The 17,010-nt window shown below is 70.8% G+C and carries 15 protein-coding genes; 7 read left to right on the forward strand and 8 right to left on the reverse strand.

All coding sequences use genetic code 11. The features are described from left to right. Positions 1 to 135: 135 nt before the first annotated feature. The 5 genes from AB0395_RS19075 to AB0395_RS19095 all read right to left on the reverse strand — a co-directional run bounded on the left by AB0395_RS19075 (position 136) and on the right by AB0395_RS19095 (position 5,194). A complete protein-coding gene (locus AB0395_RS19075) occupies positions 136 to 903 on the reverse strand; it encodes a CDP-alcohol phosphatidyltransferase family protein (protein WP_366282206.1) in 768 nt (255 codons plus the stop codon). Further along, positions 881 to 1,921, reverse strand: a complete 1,041-nt coding sequence (locus AB0395_RS19080) for an iron-containing alcohol dehydrogenase family protein (RefSeq protein ID WP_366282260.1) — start codon at positions 1,919 to 1,921, stop codon at positions 881 to 883. Before AB0395_RS19080 ends, AB0395_RS19075 begins: the two co-directional genes overlap by 23 nt. Positions 1,922 to 1,926: 5 nt before the next feature. Further along, complete coding sequence (locus tag AB0395_RS19085; RefSeq protein WP_366282208.1) at positions 1,927 to 2,661, reverse strand: phosphocholine cytidylyltransferase family protein; 735 nt, start codon at positions 2,659 to 2,661, stop codon at positions 1,927 to 1,929. Positions 2,662 to 2,764: 103 nt separating this feature from the next. Then, the gene (locus tag AB0395_RS19090) at positions 2,765 to 3,415 is read right to left on the reverse strand and encodes a DUF5941 domain-containing protein (protein WP_366282210.1); all 651 of its coding nucleotides are present in this window, start codon (positions 3,413 to 3,415) and stop codon (positions 2,765 to 2,767) included. A 39-nt stretch (positions 3,416 to 3,454) separates the two neighbouring features. Then, a complete protein-coding gene (locus tag AB0395_RS19095; RefSeq protein WP_366282212.1) occupies positions 3,455 to 5,194 on the reverse strand; it encodes a CDP-alcohol phosphatidyltransferase family protein in 1,740 nt (579 codons plus the stop codon). A gap of 155 nt (positions 5,195 to 5,349) precedes the next feature. Between AB0395_RS19095 and AB0395_RS19100 the strand changes: the two genes are divergently transcribed. Together AB0395_RS19100 and AB0395_RS19105 are read left to right on the forward strand one after the other, a co-directional pair. Further along, positions 5,350 to 6,762 (forward strand): bifunctional cytidylyltransferase/SDR family oxidoreductase, encoded by a 1,413-nt coding sequence (locus tag AB0395_RS19100; protein WP_366282214.1) that lies wholly within the window; start codon positions 5,350 to 5,352, stop codon positions 6,760 to 6,762. 103 nt (positions 6,763 to 6,865) lie between these two features. Continuing rightward, entirely contained in the window at positions 6,866 to 8,650 is a 1,785-nt protein-coding gene (locus AB0395_RS19105) for a hypothetical protein (RefSeq protein WP_366282216.1), read from the forward strand. 71 nt (positions 8,651 to 8,721) lie between these two features. On the opposite strand, the gene AB0395_RS19110 is transcribed toward AB0395_RS19105, so the two are convergent. Next, positions 8,722 to 9,753, reverse strand: a complete 1,032-nt coding sequence (locus tag AB0395_RS19110; protein WP_366282261.1) for an ExoA family glycosyltransferase — start codon at positions 9,751 to 9,753, stop codon at positions 8,722 to 8,724. Between the two features lie 64 nt (positions 9,754 to 9,817). Here AB0395_RS19110 and AB0395_RS19115 point away from each other — a divergent pair, with 64 nt between their 5' ends. The 5 genes from AB0395_RS19115 (at position 9,818) to AB0395_RS19135 (ending at position 15,297) form a co-directional block, all read left to right on the forward strand. Continuing rightward, entirely contained in the window at positions 9,818 to 11,344 is a 1,527-nt protein-coding gene (locus AB0395_RS19115; protein ID WP_366282218.1) for an LCP family protein, read from the forward strand. Between the two features lie 152 nt (positions 11,345 to 11,496). Continuing rightward, positions 11,497 to 12,645, forward strand: a complete 1,149-nt coding sequence (locus AB0395_RS19120) for an ATP-binding protein (RefSeq protein WP_366282220.1) — start codon at positions 11,497 to 11,499, stop codon at positions 12,643 to 12,645. Next, the gene (locus AB0395_RS19125) at positions 12,642 to 13,469 is read left to right on the forward strand and encodes a response regulator (protein WP_366282222.1); all 828 of its coding nucleotides are present in this window, start codon (positions 12,642 to 12,644) and stop codon (positions 13,467 to 13,469) included. Before AB0395_RS19120 ends, AB0395_RS19125 begins: the two co-directional genes overlap by 4 nt. A gap of 109 nt (positions 13,470 to 13,578) precedes the next feature. Beyond that, entirely contained in the window at positions 13,579 to 14,166 is a 588-nt protein-coding gene (locus AB0395_RS19130; RefSeq protein WP_366282224.1) for a hypothetical protein, read from the forward strand. Between the two features lie 264 nt (positions 14,167 to 14,430). Then, a complete protein-coding gene (locus AB0395_RS19135) occupies positions 14,431 to 15,297 on the forward strand; it encodes a glycerophosphodiester phosphodiesterase family protein (protein WP_366282226.1) in 867 nt (288 codons plus the stop codon). Between the two features lie 125 nt (positions 15,298 to 15,422). Here the strand turns inward: AB0395_RS19135 and AB0395_RS19140 are convergent, their stop codons facing one another. Both AB0395_RS19140 and AB0395_RS19145 read right to left on the reverse strand, forming a co-directional pair. Then, complete coding sequence (locus AB0395_RS19140) at positions 15,423 to 16,634, reverse strand: multidrug effflux MFS transporter (RefSeq protein ID WP_366282227.1); 1,212 nt, start codon at positions 16,632 to 16,634, stop codon at positions 15,423 to 15,425. Beyond that, positions 16,631 to 16,756, reverse strand: a complete 126-nt coding sequence (locus AB0395_RS19145) for a hypothetical protein (RefSeq protein ID WP_366282229.1) — start codon at positions 16,754 to 16,756, stop codon at positions 16,631 to 16,633. The genes AB0395_RS19140 and AB0395_RS19145 overlap by 4 nt, the downstream gene beginning before the upstream one ends. Between the last annotated feature and the right edge of the window lie 254 nt (positions 16,757 to 17,010).

Below are 17,010 nucleotides of genomic sequence, written 5' to 3' on the forward strand. Positions count from 1 at the left end.
TGCTGGGTAGGGCAATTCTGGCTTCAGTACAACTTTCTGATTTACCGGGAAATAAGCGTATCGGAACCGCAGGCAAACACCCACCAAACAGTGCGGTGTTCGCATCTACGACGCATCCGAACGCCATCCGGTTCCTCACGAAAGCCGCCTGGAGGCCAGGATGCTCACCAGGTGCAGGGCCGTCTGCAGCACCGCGACCACGACACAGGCGACCATGAGCACCCTCGTCGCGGCCAGACCTCCGCTGAGGGCGTCCCACAGCGCAGCGAGCACCACGATGAGGGACAGCTCGACGGCCTGGACGAGCCGGTGGAACTTCAGCGCCGCCGCGGCCTTGCGGGCCAGGCCCAGACCTCGCGACTGGAACTGCTCCGCCGAGCTCTCGGTCGCCGCGACCAGGCCCGACCTGGCGCGGGCCACGTCGACCAGGTCGGTCTCCGCCTTGATCAGGATGGCGCCGAGCGCGGCGGCGAAGCCGAGCACGGTGTACCAGTCGGGCAGGACCTCCGACGCCCTGAAGCCCAGCCCGATGAGCAGGGCGGCCTCGGCGAAGTAGTGGCCGACCCGGTCGAGGTAGACGCCGGTGATCGAGGTGCGCCCGGTCCACCGGGCCAGCTCGCCGTCCGAGCAGTCGAGCAGCAGGTAGAGCTGGATCAGCAGGGCGGCGCCGACGGCCGCGGCGAGCCCGGGCAGCGTGAGGACCACGCCCGCCAGCAGCCCGGACAGGATCATCAGCCAGGTGGTCTGGTTGGGCGTGATCGGCGTCTTGGCGAGGAACCAGGTGACGTAGATCGACAGCTTGCGCATGTACAGCGAGCCCGCCCAGTGCTCACCGCTGTTACGGCCCATGGTCGACTGCGGCTGGGCGACCGCGCGGAACTCAGCGACCGACGGCCCGGACATAATCCCCCACCCGATGACGAATCTCCGGCTCAGACAGGCGCAGGTGCTCCAGGATCGTGTAACGCCCCGGACGGGTCGAGGGCGCCAGCACGACCGCCTCGGTGAACTGCTCCTCGGTCAGCCCCGCGTCCGCCGGGGTGACCGGCAGCTCGTGCCCGCGCAGGCAGTCGACGACCTGGGCCAGCCTCCGCGAGTCCTCGCGGAGGAAAAAACAGAACGCGGCACCGATCCCGGCGAGCTCGCCGTGATTGGAGGTGCCGGGAAAAAGCTGATCCACGGCATGCAGGATCTCATGATCTCCGCCGCTGGAAGGACGGGAAGACCCGGCGATGACCATCGACATCCCGGAGAGGATGAGCGCCTCGGCCAGCACGGTCAGGAAGGCGTCCGACTCGATCGAGTCGGTCCTGCCGATCACCGCTTCCGCCGCGGTGCGGGCCATCGCACAGGCCAGGCCGTCGATCGGCTCGCCCCGCTCGGCGTTGCCGAGCTGCCAGTCCTCGATCGCCGACAGGTTGCTCACCACGTCGCCGACCCCGGAGCGAACCAGCGAGGCGGGCGCGTCGTGGACGAAGTCGAGGTCGACCACAATGGCCAGCGGCATGGGCACGCCGAAAGAGCCCTTGCCCCCGTCGTGCGTCAGCGACGCGACCGGCGAGCAGATGCCGTCGTGCGACAGGTTGGTGGCCACCGCGACCATCGGGATCCCGGCGAGCGACGCGGCGTACTTGGTCGCGTCGATGGTCTTGCCCCCGCCGATGCCGACGAGCGCCTCGTAGGCGCCCTTGCGCAGGTCGGCGCCGAGCGAGACCGCCGCGTCGACCGAGCCGTCCGAGACGCGGAAGACCTGCGCCTCGTCGAGCGAGGGGGCGATCACCGAGGCGATCCTGTCGCCCTGCCCCGCGCCCACCGCCACCGCGACCCGGCCCGAGGTCGCCACCCTGCTGTCGGCGAGCAGCGTGCCGAGCTGGGCGACCGCGCCCCGCCGTACCTCCATGGTCAGCGGGGCGGGCAGCATCCTGGCTAGTATCGGCACGCGATCTCCCGCGCCTTCGCGAGGTCGTCGTGGTTGTCGACCTCGACCCACGAGACCTCACCGATGGGGGCGACCGCGATCTTCTCGCCGCGGGCGACCAGCTCCTGGTAACCGTCCTCGTAGTAGAGCTGCGGGTCGCGCTCGAAGGTGGCCTGGAGGGCGTCGGCGAGGCGTTCGCCGATGCCGGGGCGGATCAGCGTCGCGCCGATGTACTCGCCGGCGGCGTCGGCCGGGTCCATCAGCTTGGTGATCAGCTTCAGGTGGTTCTCGCCGTCGAGGGTGACCTTCATCTCCTCGTCGGCGAGCTTCTTGACGTCGTCGACCGCGAGCAGGATGTCGCTGGTCACGGGGGCGGACAGCAGCGTGTGCTCCACGGAGACCGGGTGCACGGTGTCACCGTTGACCAGGAGCACGCCCTGGTCGAAGTAGTCGCGCGCGCACCACAGGGAGTAGGCGTTGTTCCACTCCTCGGCCTTGTCGTTGTGCACGAGGGTGAGCTTCACACCGTGCCGCCGCTCCAGCTCGGCCTTCCGCTCGTGTACGGCCTGCGCCTGGTAACCGACGATGACCACGACGTCACGGAGGTCGGCCGCCGCGAGGTTCCGCAGTGAGATGTCCATGATCGTGGTGTCACCGTCAACCGGCACGAGCGCCTTGGGCAGCGTGTCCGTGTACGGCCGCAGGCGTCGTCCGGCCCCGGCGGCCAGCACCATTCCCAGCAACGTGCACTCCTCATCCGAGTGAGCCCCTCGACGGGCACTCCTGGCCCCAAAGGTTAGTTGCCTTCAGGCCCTGATCGTGTAATCGGAGGTTTGCCAGGCGTTCTTAATCGTGTGCCTCCAGATCCACCGCGTCCACCCCCGAACGCGGCACGGCCAGCCAGCAGGTAACGCTTTCCCACCCAAAAAGCCCCCACAGATACAGCGAGAGCAGGGCAAAGACCAACGTGACCTGCCCGGCGAGACCGCCCAGCGCGATCAGCAGCATCCGGCCGTCCCAGCCGAGCCCGAAAGTCGACAGCCACGGCGGCGGGTAGACGCGCTGGCGCAGACGGTAGACGAGGTCGTAGTGGTGGAAGGCCATGGCGCCGAGCAGGGTGATGATCAGCCAGGGCGGCACGTCGTGGGCGAACCCGACGGAGGCCACGAACCCGTACTCGGTCAGGCGCAGGATCGGCGGCACCAGCCAGTCGAGCCTGCCGTCGTGCGGATGGGAGCTGCCGGGACCGGCGAGCAGCAGCGCGACCGCGGGGGCGAAGACCGCGAGGCCATCCGTGCCCGCGACCCCGACCATCAGCAGCACGCCGGTCACGAACGTCCCGACCAGCACGGGCGGCAGCGGCGGGAGTTGTCCCACGACCAGCGCGCCCATCGCGCGAGACAGCACCCCGTCGTCCCGGTAGGCGATCACGTTGCCGCGCGGCACCGGTGTCATGTGGACGGTGACCATGGTCGCGCCCCTCTCCTCACTCGTCACTCGCCTTGCGGAGCACCCGCTCCGCGCCGTCCGTCGTGGTCATCGGCCGATCGATCTGGCGATCCTGCCGGAGAGCGTGTAAAGGGCGGCGACGCAGCCCCAGGTCAGCAACGCGACGAAGGTCACCCGCGCGTTGAAGAGCGCCGCGGTCACCGCGATCAGCGCCATCCGCTCCCCGATGGGAAGCACGATGATCTTCTTGAGCCAGCGGGTGAAGGAGTCCTGCTCCAGGCGGCGCGACAGCCGGATGACCCAGTTGCCCTTCCCCGCCCGCGCGCCCGCCCCGGCAGCGGTCTCCTGCGGGCCGTACGGCACGCCAGGGCCGCCGTCGTCCCCCTCCGGCACCGCGGGGTCCGCCGAGACGGCCGGGGGGCCGTACGGATCACGTCCACGCCTCCTGTCCCCCTCCGCGGGTACGGCCCGCCGCGCGGGACGCGTGGCCACGTCGCCCCGCGCGGTCAGCGAGCCCGCGACCCCGGCCCAGGCCTGACCGGCCCGCTCCGCGTCCGCGCGAGCCCCCGCGTACGAGAAGTCGATCATGTGGCGGAGCACCTGCAGGATCATCGCGGCGACGGCGAGCGCCCAGATGCCGTCCGGTCCGCCGCCCGATTCGTCGAGGCCCGCCGCATAGCCGAAGGCGAGCCCCACGTAGACGATGTACTCCTTGACCCGGTCGAAGGTGGCGTCCAGCCACGCGCCGAGCGGGGAGAACGCACGGGTGTAGCGGGCCAGCTGGCCGTCGACGCAGTCGAGCACGAACGACAGGTACAGCAGGACGGCCCCGGCGATCTGCGCGGGACGGGTGCCCGCGGAGAACCAGAGGGCGGCGAGCGCGGCCAGGCCGACGGAGATCCCGGTGACCGCGTTCGGCGTCAGACCGAGCGCGGCTGCCAGCCTGACCACGTACTTGGACCAGGAGCTCACGAAGTAGGTGGCGAAGAAGCCGTCGTCGGTCTTGACCGTCGCGTCCAGCCGGGCACGGGCCTCGTCGACCTCGCCGAGGCCCAGCACGGCCGCGTCCGCGTCCGCCTGCGTCGCCACCCGGTCGCAGCGCAGCCGCCCGAGCTTGACCGCCCGCACCGTGACTCCGGAGCGGAGCAGCCCCGCGACAAGCAGCTCACCCGCCTCCGCGCCGTCCATTGAGCCGAACCTTCCGACCTCCGCCAGGTCCGCCAGCGTCTCCGCGGTCGCCGCCAGGGTCAGCAGGTCGTCGACGCCCACCTGGAGGCCGCCCCTGAAGGTGCCGTTCGGCTCCGCGACGTCGTGGAAGGAGGTCCCCGCCGCGACCAGCAGACCCCTGTCGATCCTGACCGGCGGGCGCAGCGGCCCCGGATCCGCACCTCCCTTGACCACCAGGGCGCCCGTCCCGCGGTCCGAGCGCTCCAGCAGGAGTGCCAGGGCCTCGGTGTGGGCCACCAGGTCGCCCGCGACCACGGCCACGGGGCCGGTGGCCGTGCGAGCGACCCCGGCGACCCTGCGCAGGTCGTCCGCGAGGTCTCCCGACCCCTCGGAACCGATCATGTAGGCGCCGCCGGGTGCGTGGATGACGTCGCTGGAGCGGGCGATCACGTGCACGTCACCGACCGAGAGGGTGGCGAGCTGGCCGGTCAGGCGGTCGAGCAGTGTGCCGTCCGCGTGGCGCAGACCCGCCGTCTCCGTGGTGGCGAGCACGACGGCGACCGTCCGCGAGACGGCGGACGGCACGGGGGCGCCGAATGACACGGGGTCACCGGGCGGCACAGAGGCATCAGAGGGGATGGAGGCATCGGAATCCTGCAATTCGGGCTCCTTCGTATCCGACGGCGTCACCGTACGAATCGGGGAGTGCGCACTTAGCGTAGCGAGATCTTGACTGCATAGCACGGGACCGCGACCCGGGATCGGGTACTCAACCATTACGCTCGCCGTATCCAGACCGTTGAAGGAAGCTGACCTTGGCCGCTCTTGAACCACGTCTCCGCACCGTCGGGGTCGTCCTCGCCGGTGGGGTCGGCCAGCGGGTCGGCCTCAACACCCCCAAGCAGCTCATCAAGATCGCCGGTAGGACGATCCTGGAGCACACGCTGGCCGTGTTCGACAACGCGCCCGAGATCGACGAGATCGTGGTGTTGATGACGCCGGGCTTCACCGAGGACGTGGAGCAGGTCGTCGCCCGCAACGGCTTCAGGAAGGTCGGCAAGATCCTGGAGGGCGGCGCCAGCCGTACCGAGACCACCTGGCGGGCGCTGAAGGCCCTGGGCCCGCAGGAGTGCGACGTGCTCCTGCACGACGCTGTACGGCCGCTGGTCGAGCCGCGGATCATCGCCGAGTGCGTCGAGGCCCTGAAGGTCTACTCGGCCGTCGACGTGGCGATCCCGAGCTCCGACACGATCGTGGTCGCCGCCCCCGGGCCGCGCGGGGAGATCATCCGCGACATCCCCGAGCGGTCGAGGCTGCGGCGCGGCCAGACCCCGCAGTGCTTCCGCCTTTCGGTGATCCGCGAGGCTTACGAGCGGGCGTTCGCCGACCCCGACTTCGACCGGCAGCCGCCGACCGACGACTGCGGCGTGGTGCTGCGCTACCTGCCCGACGTGCCGATCTACATCGTGCCCGGCAGCGAGCACAACATGAAGGTCACCCACCCGGTCGACGTGTTCATCGCCGACAAGCTCTTCCAGCTCGCCGCGGGCACCGCCCCCGAGCACCCCCCGTTCGCCTACCGGCAGGCGCTCCAGGGCAGGACCGTGGTGGTCTTCGGCGGCAGCTACGGCATCGGCGCCGACGTGGTCGACCTGGCGGAGCGCCACGGCGCCGAGGTGTTCTCCTTCTCCAGGTCGCTGAACGGAGTGCGCGTCGAGGACCCCCAGGCCGTCGAGGACGCCCTCGCCCACGCCGCCAAGGAGACCGGCAGGATCGACTACGTGGTCAACACGGCCGGGGTGCTGCACATGGGCAAGCTCGGCGAGGTCGACGACGCGACGGTCACCGAGACCGTGGGCGTGAACTACCTCGGCCCGGTCAACGTCGCCAGAGCCGCCATCCGTCACCTCCGCGAGACCCGGGGCCATCTGCTGCTCTACACCTCCTCCTCCTACACCAGGGGACGTGCCGACTACAGCCTCTACTCCTCGACGAAGGCCGCCGTGGTCAACCTGACCCAGGCGCTCGCCGACGAGTGGGCCGAGTACGGCGTGCGGGTCAACTGCGTCAACCCCGAGCGGACCAGCACCCCGATGCGCTCCCGCGCCTTCGGGGAGGAACCCGCGCACACCCTCCTGTCGCCGCGTGCCGTCGCCCAGACCTCACTGGACGTGCTCATCTCCGATCTGACCGGACAGGTGGTCGACGTTCGCATCGACGGATCCTGACACCCCGACCTGACCGCCTCAACGGGGCTCGGCATGTCGAACCGGACATCTGTCATAGCGCGCCTACCAGGGGAAACACCCGTACACAGGTTAGCGTCAGAGGATGAAGCATGATCTTCGCCTCCTTATGGTGTGCGCTGCCGTGCTCGGCCCGTACCCGCCGCTGATCATCACCGCCCTCTGGCCAAGGCCGTGGCCGTTCCTGGCGTTCTGCGCCGTCTCCTCCGTGACGGAGATCACCGCCAGGCGCCGCGCCCGCCCGCTGATCGACCTGCTGGGCAGGGTCCACCTGGGCGTCACAATGCGGTTCGCGGTGCGCGAGACGGCCGCGATCCTCCTGGTCGCCCGCACCGAGGGCACGGGCTCCCCCTGGTTCGCCGCCCTGGTCCTGGGGCTGTTCGCGGGGCACGGGGTGCGGGCCGTACAGACCGGGATGGCGCTTGGCTACAACCGGACCGTCAGCCAGATCCCGGTGCTGACCCGCAACCTCGGCGCGGTCGAGCCGCCCGCGCCGCCGCCCGGTCTGCTGGTCGACTATCGCAAGCTGCGCCTGCTCCACCTCGACGTGCTGCCGGTCGGCGGCGCCGCGCTGGACGCGGCCCTCGGCATCGGCTGGCTGGGCGCTGCGGGGGCGGGGGCCGCGCTGCTCGCCGGGGCGGCGGGCGTGGCCGGCATGCTGCCCCACCTGTCCCGGGTCCGGCCGCTGAGGGACCGGGACGGCGTGCTGCGGACGGCCGGGGAGCGCCTGACGGAGTACGGCCCCGAGGTGGCCCTCTACTTCTCCGGGCCGAACGACTCCGCCTACCAGGCCGCCATGTGGCTGCGCCCGCTGGAGCGGGTCGATCGGCGGGCCGTCGTGGTGCTGCGGGAGCGGGACATGCTCGGCGTGCTGCCGGAGACCTCGCTTCCCGTGGTCTGCATCCCGTCGTCGGCCGACCTGATGAGCTTCGGGGCACTCGGCGCCGCTCGATTGTGCCTGTATCCCTCGAACGTCGGCAAGAACATCCACATGCTCCGCATCCGGGGGATGCGCAGCGTCTTCGTCGGCCACGGGGACAGCGACAAGGAGGCGTCGTTCAACCCGTTCACCAAGGTCTACGACGAGGTCTGGGTCGCCGGGCAGGCGGGGCGCGACCGCTATCTGCGCGCCCGGGTCGGCGTACGCGACAGGGACGTGTACGAGATCGGCCGCCCGCAGCTCTCCGGGATCCACACCCGAGGGCCGGACCTGCCGTACCGCACGGTGCTCTACGCGCCGACCTGGGAGGGGTGGACCGACGACCTGTTCCACACCTCGATCATCACCATGGGGCCCGGCGTCGTCTCGGCCCTGCTCGCCTGGTCGCCCCCGGTGCGGATCATCTACAAGCCACATCCGCTGACCGGCTACCGCAACCCCGCGGCCCGCCACGCACACCGGCGGATCAGCGCGATGCTGGAGGCCGCGGAGCTTTCGGGGTCGATCGCCCGCCACCCCGCGGGCTCCGGCGGTCCGGGACCGGTCAGACACCTGGTCGTCACGGGGCGCGAGCCGACCCTCTACGGCTGCTTCAACCAGGCCGACCTGCTGGTCACCGACATCTCCAGTGTGGTCGCCGACTTCATCGCCAGCGGCAAGCCGTACATGGTGACGAATGTGGCGGGGATGCCGGAGGAGGCCTTCTTCCAGCGGTATCCGAGCGCGGAGGCCGGCTATCCGCTCACCGAGGACCTGGACGCGCTCCCCGTCGTGCTGCGAGCCCTCGAACAGGGCGAGGAGGACGCCCTCTCGGCCGCGAGGCGCAAGCTCAGGACCTACCTGCTGGGACCGGAGCACCCGGACGCCATGACCCGCTTCAACGACGCGGTGAACGGCGCGTGCGAGCGCGCCGCCCGCGCGGACGGGTGAGGGCGGCGCGGAACGACGCCCTGTCACCTCGTCACCTCGCGCCCGGGAGGCTCGGGGCCGGGAAAGCGGGGTCAGCCGGATGTCTTGCCGGGTTTGCCGAGGCTCCGCGGGCTCGTCAGGAAGCCCCATCCCCATGACATGTGCATGGTCATGTAGACCAGCGGCAGCCGCAGAAGGGCCGTGCCGGACAGACCGCTTCCGGTGACCGCCGAACCCGCGAGGATCGCCGCCAGGTAGCCGCCGGGGAGCAGCAGAGCGGGCCAGAAGAACGGCGAGACGACCAGGCCCGCGATGATGGCCACAACCGCCGTCGGAGGCGCCAGGTAGCGCAGGTTGATCGTGCCCTCGTGGGTGCGGGCGACCACCCGCCGCCAGCGGCCGTAGTGGAAGTACTGCTTGGCGAGGGCCTTGATGCTCGGTCTCGGCCGGTAGGAGACGCGCATGCGGGGCTGGAACCACACCAGGCCGCCCGTCTCGCGGATGCGGTGGTTCATCTCCCAGTCCTGCGCCCGCTGGAAGTGCTCGTCGTAGCCGCCGACGCGCTCCAGCGCCTCACGGCGGAACACCCCGAGGTAGACCGTGTCGGCCGGTCCCGCGGTGCCGCCGGTGTGGAACCTGGCCCCGCCGACCCCGATCTTCGAGGTCATGGCACGGGCGACCGCCTGCTCGAACGGCGTGACGCCCTCGGCGGCCATGATGCCGCCGACATTGTCCGCCCCGGTCTCCTCGAGGGTCTCGACCGCGACCCTGAGATAGTCCTCCGGCAGCATGGCGTGGCCGTCGACACGGGCGATGATGCCGTTGCGCGACGCGGCGATGGCGGCGTTGAGCGCGTTCGGCGTGCGTCCCGTCGGGTTGGGGACCACGACCACCCGCGGGTCCTCCGCGGCGATCGCGTCCGCGACCTCCTGGGTTCGGTCCTTCGACGGGCCGATCGCGAGCACGACCTCGATCGGTCCCGCGTAACGCTGCGACAGGACCTGACGTACCGCCTCCCGAAGATGGCGCTCCTCGTTCAGCACCGGGATGACGATGGAGATGGGCGGCCAGACACGTGTCTCGGGAGACGACGCCGGCGCGGGCGAGTCGGGCAACTGCTTCATGGCGTCGCTCACGCTACTGTACGGACGGGTACCTCATCGACCCAGCAGCCTAGGGGGGCCGTGGATGCGCGAGTCGGAAGACGAGGACTCGGGTGTGCAGGTGGGCGGCGACGCCTACGGCAAGGTCCGGGTGGCTCCCCGGCGTGAGCGCAGGTCCGCCAGAGGCGCCCGTTCCCGTCGGCGCGGCCTCGTCCTCGCGGGCGCGCTCTCCTGTCTGGTGCTCGGCGGTTCCGGGACGACGTGGGCGTTCACGAACTACGTGGGGACCAGGATCAAGTCGGTCGACGCGGGCGTGCCCGGCTCACAGTCGACCGGCGCCATGAACATCCTGCTCGTCGGCGTGGACAAGCGCGACAACCTCACCCGCCAGCAGCAGAACCAGCTCAAGCTGGGCCGTGAGAGCGGCCAGCGCACCGACACCATGATGGTGCTCCACCTGTCCGAGGACCACACCCGGGTCACCGTGGTCAGCCTCCCCCGCGACACCTGGACGACGATCCCCGGCCAGGGCATGCACAAGATCAACGCGGCCTACCAGCTCGGCGGCCCGAAGCTCGCCGTACGAACCGTGCAGAACGCGACCGGGTTGACCATCAACCACTACGTCGAGGTCAACGTGCTCGGCTTCATCGAGGTGGTCGACTCCCTCGGCGGCGTCGACGTCTGCACCCCCGTCGCCATCGACGACCCGAAGACCGGGCTCAAGCTCCAGCCGGGCAACTACTCGCTCGACGGCACCAAAGCCCTGTCCTACGCCCGCACCCGGGCGACCGCCCGCTCGGACCTGGACCGCATCGACCGCCAGCAGCAGGTCATCTCGGCCCTGCTGCACCAGGCGCTGAGCGGCGGCACGCTGACCAACCCCGTCAGGTTCTCCGCGTTCGTCAACAGCACCCTCGGCACGCTCAGCGTCGACGACGCGCTCCGCAGGGACCTGATCGGCCTGGCCGACCAGGTCAAGAACGTCTCGACCGACGATGTCGCCTTCGCGACGGTCCCGCTCGCCGACGTCGACTACAAGACGCCGACCGGCGAGTCGGCCGTGCTCTGGGACAAGGCGGCGGCGGCCGACCTGTTCCGCAGGATCGCCGCCGACGACTCCCTCACCAGGCCCGCGAAACCCACGGCGAGCCCGACGGTCACACCGTCCACGACCCCCACCGCGACACCCTCCCCCTCGACCACCCCGCTGACCGTGCCGCCGTCGCGGATCGCCGTCAAGGTGCTCAACGGCACCCTGATCAGGGGCCTCGGCGCGCGGACGAGGGCCGACCTGCTGAAGGCCGGGTTCCTGGTCCCCGAGCCCGCGGGCGACACCAGGGAGAGGGACCACGACAAGACGCTCATCCGGTACGGCCCCGGCCGCGAGGACTCCGCGCGCACCCTGGCGGCCGCGCTGCCGGGAGCCGACGTGCGCCAGGTCGACAACCTCGGCGACCGGATCGAGGTGGTCGTCGGCCAGAAGTATCCGGGGGCCAAGAAGGTCACCGTCAAGGAGACCCCTGAGGAGACCCCTGAGGCGACCCCGACCGCCACTCCGAGCGCCGTGCCGACGGCCAGGACCGCGACCGAGAACATCTGCAAAAAATAAACGGCGCACAACCGCCGCACCTGACGTCCCCGGAGCCGGGAACACGCCTCGGAACCGGGAACACGACCCGGAATCGTTAACGCGCCCTGGGGACGCGGTAACGATCAGGGCACGCGGTAACCCGGCCGAGGGTCCAGGCACGTCGGCTAGTCGTGGAATTGCTACGACTCGACGTCAAGGCCGCCACCGAACGGCGCATGGCCAGAATGATCATTTATGCCAGAGCGGGCACCACGGCCTTCCTGCTGGTCCCGCTGGTGGCCTGGGACCGGCTCGCGACGCCGTGGGCGGCGGTGACCGTGGCGGCCCTGGCGGCCGTCGAGGCCGCGTGGTTCGCCCGCCGGGCCTGGCGGACCGGCACCCTTCACGATCCGCTCCTGGTCTGGGCCGACGTGCTGGTGAGCCTCGTCGTGATGGTCGCGGGCTCGCGCGCCGCCTTTCCCCACGAACGCAACGTCGTCATGACGGCCCTGCTGCCCTTCTCCCTGGCCACCTCCGCGGTTCTCGGCTTCGGCCTCGGCTGGAACCGCAGGGCGGTGGCGGCGGTGGCCGTACTCGCCGCGGCCTGGACCGCTTCGATCTACCCCAACCTCACCCAGAAACTGGTGTCCGACCTGCTGGGCTTCACGCTGTGGTTCCTGATCGCGATGCTGATCGGCAGGGAGCTGCGCGACCTGGCGGGCCAGACGCTGCTGGCACAGCGGCTGGCCGAGGAACGCCAGAAACTGCTGGCCGAGTACAGGAGCCGCCAGGAGTCGATGCGTCAGCGTGAGTCGGCCCACCGGGCGATCCACGACGACCTGCTGCCGATCGTGGAACGGGTCGCGGGTAGCCCGCTGCTCGACCCGCCGACCGCGCGCGCCGCCCGCCGGGCCGCCCAGCGGGCCAGGCGGTTCATCACGGACGAGCGCACGACGGCGTTCGCCGACCTGATGGCCGAGGTGGTCGAGAGCGCCGTCGACCTGGGCCTGGAGCTCACCCATGTGCTGCGCGTCCACCACGACCCGCCTCCCGAGGTCGGCGAGGTGCTCGCCTCCGCGGCCCGCGAGGCGCTGAACAACGTGGCCAGGCACGCGGGCAACCCACTGGGCGTGCACCTCTACGCCGCGGCGGCCGACGACGGCGTGACCATCGTCGTGCGCGATCGGGGACGCGGTTTCTCCCCCGGCCTGGCCCGGCAGGGCGGCGGGATGTCGCGCAGCTTCGCCGCCGTCGAACGGCACGGCGGGAGCTGCACGATCGAACAGCCGCAGGGCGGCGGCACCAAGGTCGTCCTCCGCTGGCCGGAGGAGCGGGAATGAGCGGGACGGCCCGGCCCGGCGGGGGCGCGAAGGACGGCACCGTCGGGATCGTCGACGACCATCCGATCGTCTCCTACCCGCTGGCCGAGGCGCTGCGCCGTGCCGGGCACCGGGTTCTGGAACCGGTGACCGCCGTCGAGGCGCTGCCCGTGGGAGGTCCCGGGAGCGTCGTGGTCTGCGACTACTCGCTGCCTGAGGGCCGCGCGGGCGCGGAGGCGGTCGCCCATCTCACCGCCCGCGGCTGGCGGGTGCTGGCCACCTCGGGGGTCGCGGGCCGCGAGCAGGTGCTCGGCGTGATCGCGGCCGGGGCGTGGGGGTACGTGGAGAAGCGCTACACCACCCACGGCGAGTACGTCCACGCGGTCGGCGTGGTCAGCTCGGGCCGCCATCATGTCTCCTCTCTGCTGGCCGCTCTCCTCCTCGACGACGCGGCGGCCCGTCCCCTGGGAGACGCCGACCTGTCCACCCGCCAGCGGGCGGCGCTGCGCGCACTGGCCGAGGGCGACAGCGAGGAGGAGGTCCTCGCCGCCGCGGGAACGGACACGGCCGGGCTCGAGGCCGCGCTGTCCGGGGCGTTCGCCCTGACCGCCCGCCGCCGCAGGGTGAACCGCCTCTCTCCGCGTGAGCTCGACGTGGTCGCCGTGGTCGGCTGCCGTGGCCTCGGCCTCAAAGAGACCGCAAGGGAGCTGGGGATCAGACCAGGTACCGTCGCCGACCACCTCGAGGCGATCAAACGTAAGTACCTGGCCTCCCACCCGGAGGAGAAGGATCTCTCCCCACGCGCCGCGGCACTGCGCTGGGCGATGGAGCTGCGCCTGTGCTGATCCTGCCGCCCCCGCCACCCCACGGCCATCCCCAAGATTGGGGATGGCCGCGCCTTCCGGACCGTTCCATACTCAGCCTGGGGCCCGCCCTATCCGTCAGGAGCAGAACATGCGCACACGCATAATTTCGTCCGCCCTCGTCGGCACGGCGCTGGTCGCCGCGGCGCTCCCGGCCCCCGCCCAGGCGGGTACGGCCAGCGACGCTGGCGCGGCGGCCCGCGGTTCCGTCAGCTACAGCGTCACCATCTCGGGCAACGTCAGCGGCAGGAGCTTCCAGCGCTCCGGCACCGTCGTCCTGCGCAGCACCGTCACCCGGGTCACCACCAACGGGGTCAACCCCGTGGACATCTGCCTGAAGTCGGGCTTCCCCGGCGGCATCCCGGACGTCGGCGCCATCTGGTACGGCAGCAACTCGGCCTGCTTCGGGAGCACCGCCGCCCTCGACATGGCCTACGTCAGGGTCAACGGCAACAGCGCGACGGTCTCACCGGACAGCCGGATCAGCGCCACCGGCTCCAACGGTTTCACCCCCAGCAACAGCGTCACGAGCTGCATCTACCACCCGACGGAGGGCGGCGCCACCTACACCTTCCGCGACAACGGCACCGTCTCGGGCCGGATCTCGGTGCGCGGCTTCGGCGGCTACCCCTGCGGCTCCTCCACCTACAACGCGAACATCTCGGGCCGCCGCAACTGACGGTTCCCGCGCACACCGTGCCGTTCGGCCGTGTCCGCCCCGTCGCTTCCGGGGCGGACGCTGCCCGCGCTCCGTCACGCGCCACACATCGCCGGGGCGGCTCAACACGGTCTTCCCTCTCCTCGGAAGCCCCCTCATCCGCGGAAACGATCACCACGTCTGCTCATACGCCCGGCATCGGCTGGCTACTTCTTCATTAACTCCATGTCATTGACCGTAGTCATGTTGGAATCGTAGGTCGTCTCTCCAAGCATGAGGAGACCCATGATCCGACGACTCGGCTTCTTCATCACGACCATGGCGGCGGTTCTGACGGCGGTCACCCCCGTCGCGGCCGCCGTACCGCCCGCGACCGTCACCGACGTCGCCCACCGCGGGGCGTCGGCCTACGCGCCGGAGAACACGATCGCGGCCTTCGAGCTGGCACGCGAGCAACGCGCCGATGTCTTCGAGCTCGACGTCCAGGAGACCAAAGATCACGAGCTGGTCGTGGTGCACGACACGACACTGACCCGCACCACCGACGCGGAAAGGGTCTTCCCCGACCGGGCACCGTGGCGGGTCGGCGACCTCACGCTCGCGGAGATCCGCAGGCTGGACGCCGGCTCGTGGTTCGCCTCGAAGTACCGGGGCGAACCGGTGCCCACGCTCGGGGAGACGTTGCGCGCGATGAGCGGAAGCGGCCTCGGCCTGCTGCTGGAGATCAAGGCGCCCCAGCTCTACCGGGGCGTCGAGGCCCGCGTCGCCGACGAGCTGCGACACAACCCCTCATGGCTGGAGCCGGGGCGGCTCGTCGTGCAGTCGTTCAGCTGGGAGTCGATGCGGACGTTCCACCGGATCATGCCCCGGGTCCCGATCGGCCTGCTCGGCACACCGTCGACCGCGCAACTCCCCGGGCTGGCGGCGTTCGCCAGCCAGATCAACCCACCGTACGGCGGCCTCACCCCCGAGTACGTCAGGCGCGTCCACAGCCTGCACATGGAGGTCTTCACCTGGACCGTGGACGACCGGGAGACCATGCGCCGCCTGATCTCCTACGGGGTCGACGGCATCATCACCAACAAACCGGACGTGCTGCGCACACTCCCCCAGACCTTGACGCACCAGACCTCGAAACGGCGCGCTGCCTGAGGCGAGGGCAGCCCCTTCCACGAGGCGGTCTCCGCGCCGCAGGCCGTCGTTCCCGGCCCGTGGTCACGGGCCGGGAGTCCCTCCGCCCACACTTGGATACGGCAGGAGCCCAGGCGGGACGGGGCTCAGGCGGGTTTGGGCCGTGCCCGGAGTGTGGTGATCAGGACGAGCAGCGTGATGACGGAGGTGACGAAGATCGACAGTGTCATGGACAGCGCGTTCGCCCCCGCGAGGGAGACCAGTGGGGGCACTGTCGCGCCGATGAGGAACTGCAGCACGCCCAGCATCGCCGACGCGGTCCCGGCCCGCTCACCGTGCGGGGTCATGGCCAGCGCGTTGGTGTTCGGCATGACCAGGCCGATGCTGGAGACGGCGACGAAGAGCCCGGGGAGCAGTCCGAACAGCCCCCAGCCGACCAGCACGCCGACGAGCGCGGCCAGCGCGCCGACCAGCCCGACCACGAGTCCGATCCTCAGCATGCGGCGGGCGCCGTAGCGGCCGACGAGGACACCGTTGACGTTGCCCGCGAGCACGATGCCGATGGAGTTGACCGCGAAAATCGCCGAGAAGACCTGGGCGGTCACCCCGTAGCCGTCCTGCAGCACGAACGGGCTCAGCGTGATGTAGAGGAACAGGGAGCAGCCCGCGAGCGCGGCGACCAGCGCGTAGCCGATGAAGCCCCGATCCCGGACGAGCACGGCGAACTGCCGTCCCGTCTCGCGCAGCCCGCCGGTGTGCCGGGCCTCCCGTGCGAGCGTCTCCGGCAGGCCCAGCGCCGCCAGGAACAGCAGGACGCCGATGACGGCGAGCGCGACGAACATGCCCCGCCAGTCGGTGAAGCGGGCGAGCTGTCCCCCGGCGAGCGGCGCGACCACCGGCGCCAGGCCGCCGACCAGGATGAGAAGCGAGAACACCTTGGCCGCCGCGTCGCCATCGAACAGGTCACGGACCATCGCCCTGGCGATGACCAGACCGGCGGCTCCGGCGAGCCCCTGCACGAGACGGAAGCCGATCAGCGACCAGATGTCGGGGGCGATCGCGCACAGCACCGACGCCACCGCGTACGTCGCCACTCCCAGGAGGAGCGGGCGGCGGCGGCCGATCCGGTCGCTGACCGGGCCCGCCAGGAGCTGGCCGAGCGCCAGTCCGACCATGCACATCGACATGGTGAGCTGGGCGAGGGCGTCGGTGGTCCGCAGGGCCCGGCCGAGTTCCGGCAGGACCGGCAGGTAGAGGTCCATCGACAGGGGACCGAAGGCCGACAGGGCTCCGAGCGTGCCCAGGACGCGCAGCCGCCGGAAGCCGGAAAGGACGATGGGTTGTGTGACGAGGGTCATCGCGGGCCGTACACCCGCGCGTCCCGCTCGTCCTCACCGTGCCGCCGCCCGTACCGGATGTCCCGGCCGGGGACATCGGCGGCGTCGGCGGACATGGCGCCATCGCCGGGACCGGCGTCCATGGATCTCCTTCCGTGGGGGTTCTCCGGCTCCCGCGCCACCCCTGGCCGGGGTCTCACGAAGTCGCCGGTGGTTGGGGACTCTGGCCGTGCGGACCGCCGGAACGCTCGAAACGGGCCTTGACACGCCGGGACGACGGCCACGACCAGTATCACGACGCCCGTCCGGCAGGCGGCCACCGGGGCCCGCCCAACCAGGGACGGACCACCGTGAAAACACCCCGAGGAGGCGGCCTCACCCCGTTGTCCGACCTGTG

Origin of the sequence: Streptosporangium sp. NPDC051023 (assembly GCF_040689595.1) — a bacterium.
Classification (GTDB): domain Bacteria; phylum Actinomycetota; class Actinomycetes; order Streptosporangiales; family Streptosporangiaceae; genus Streptosporangium.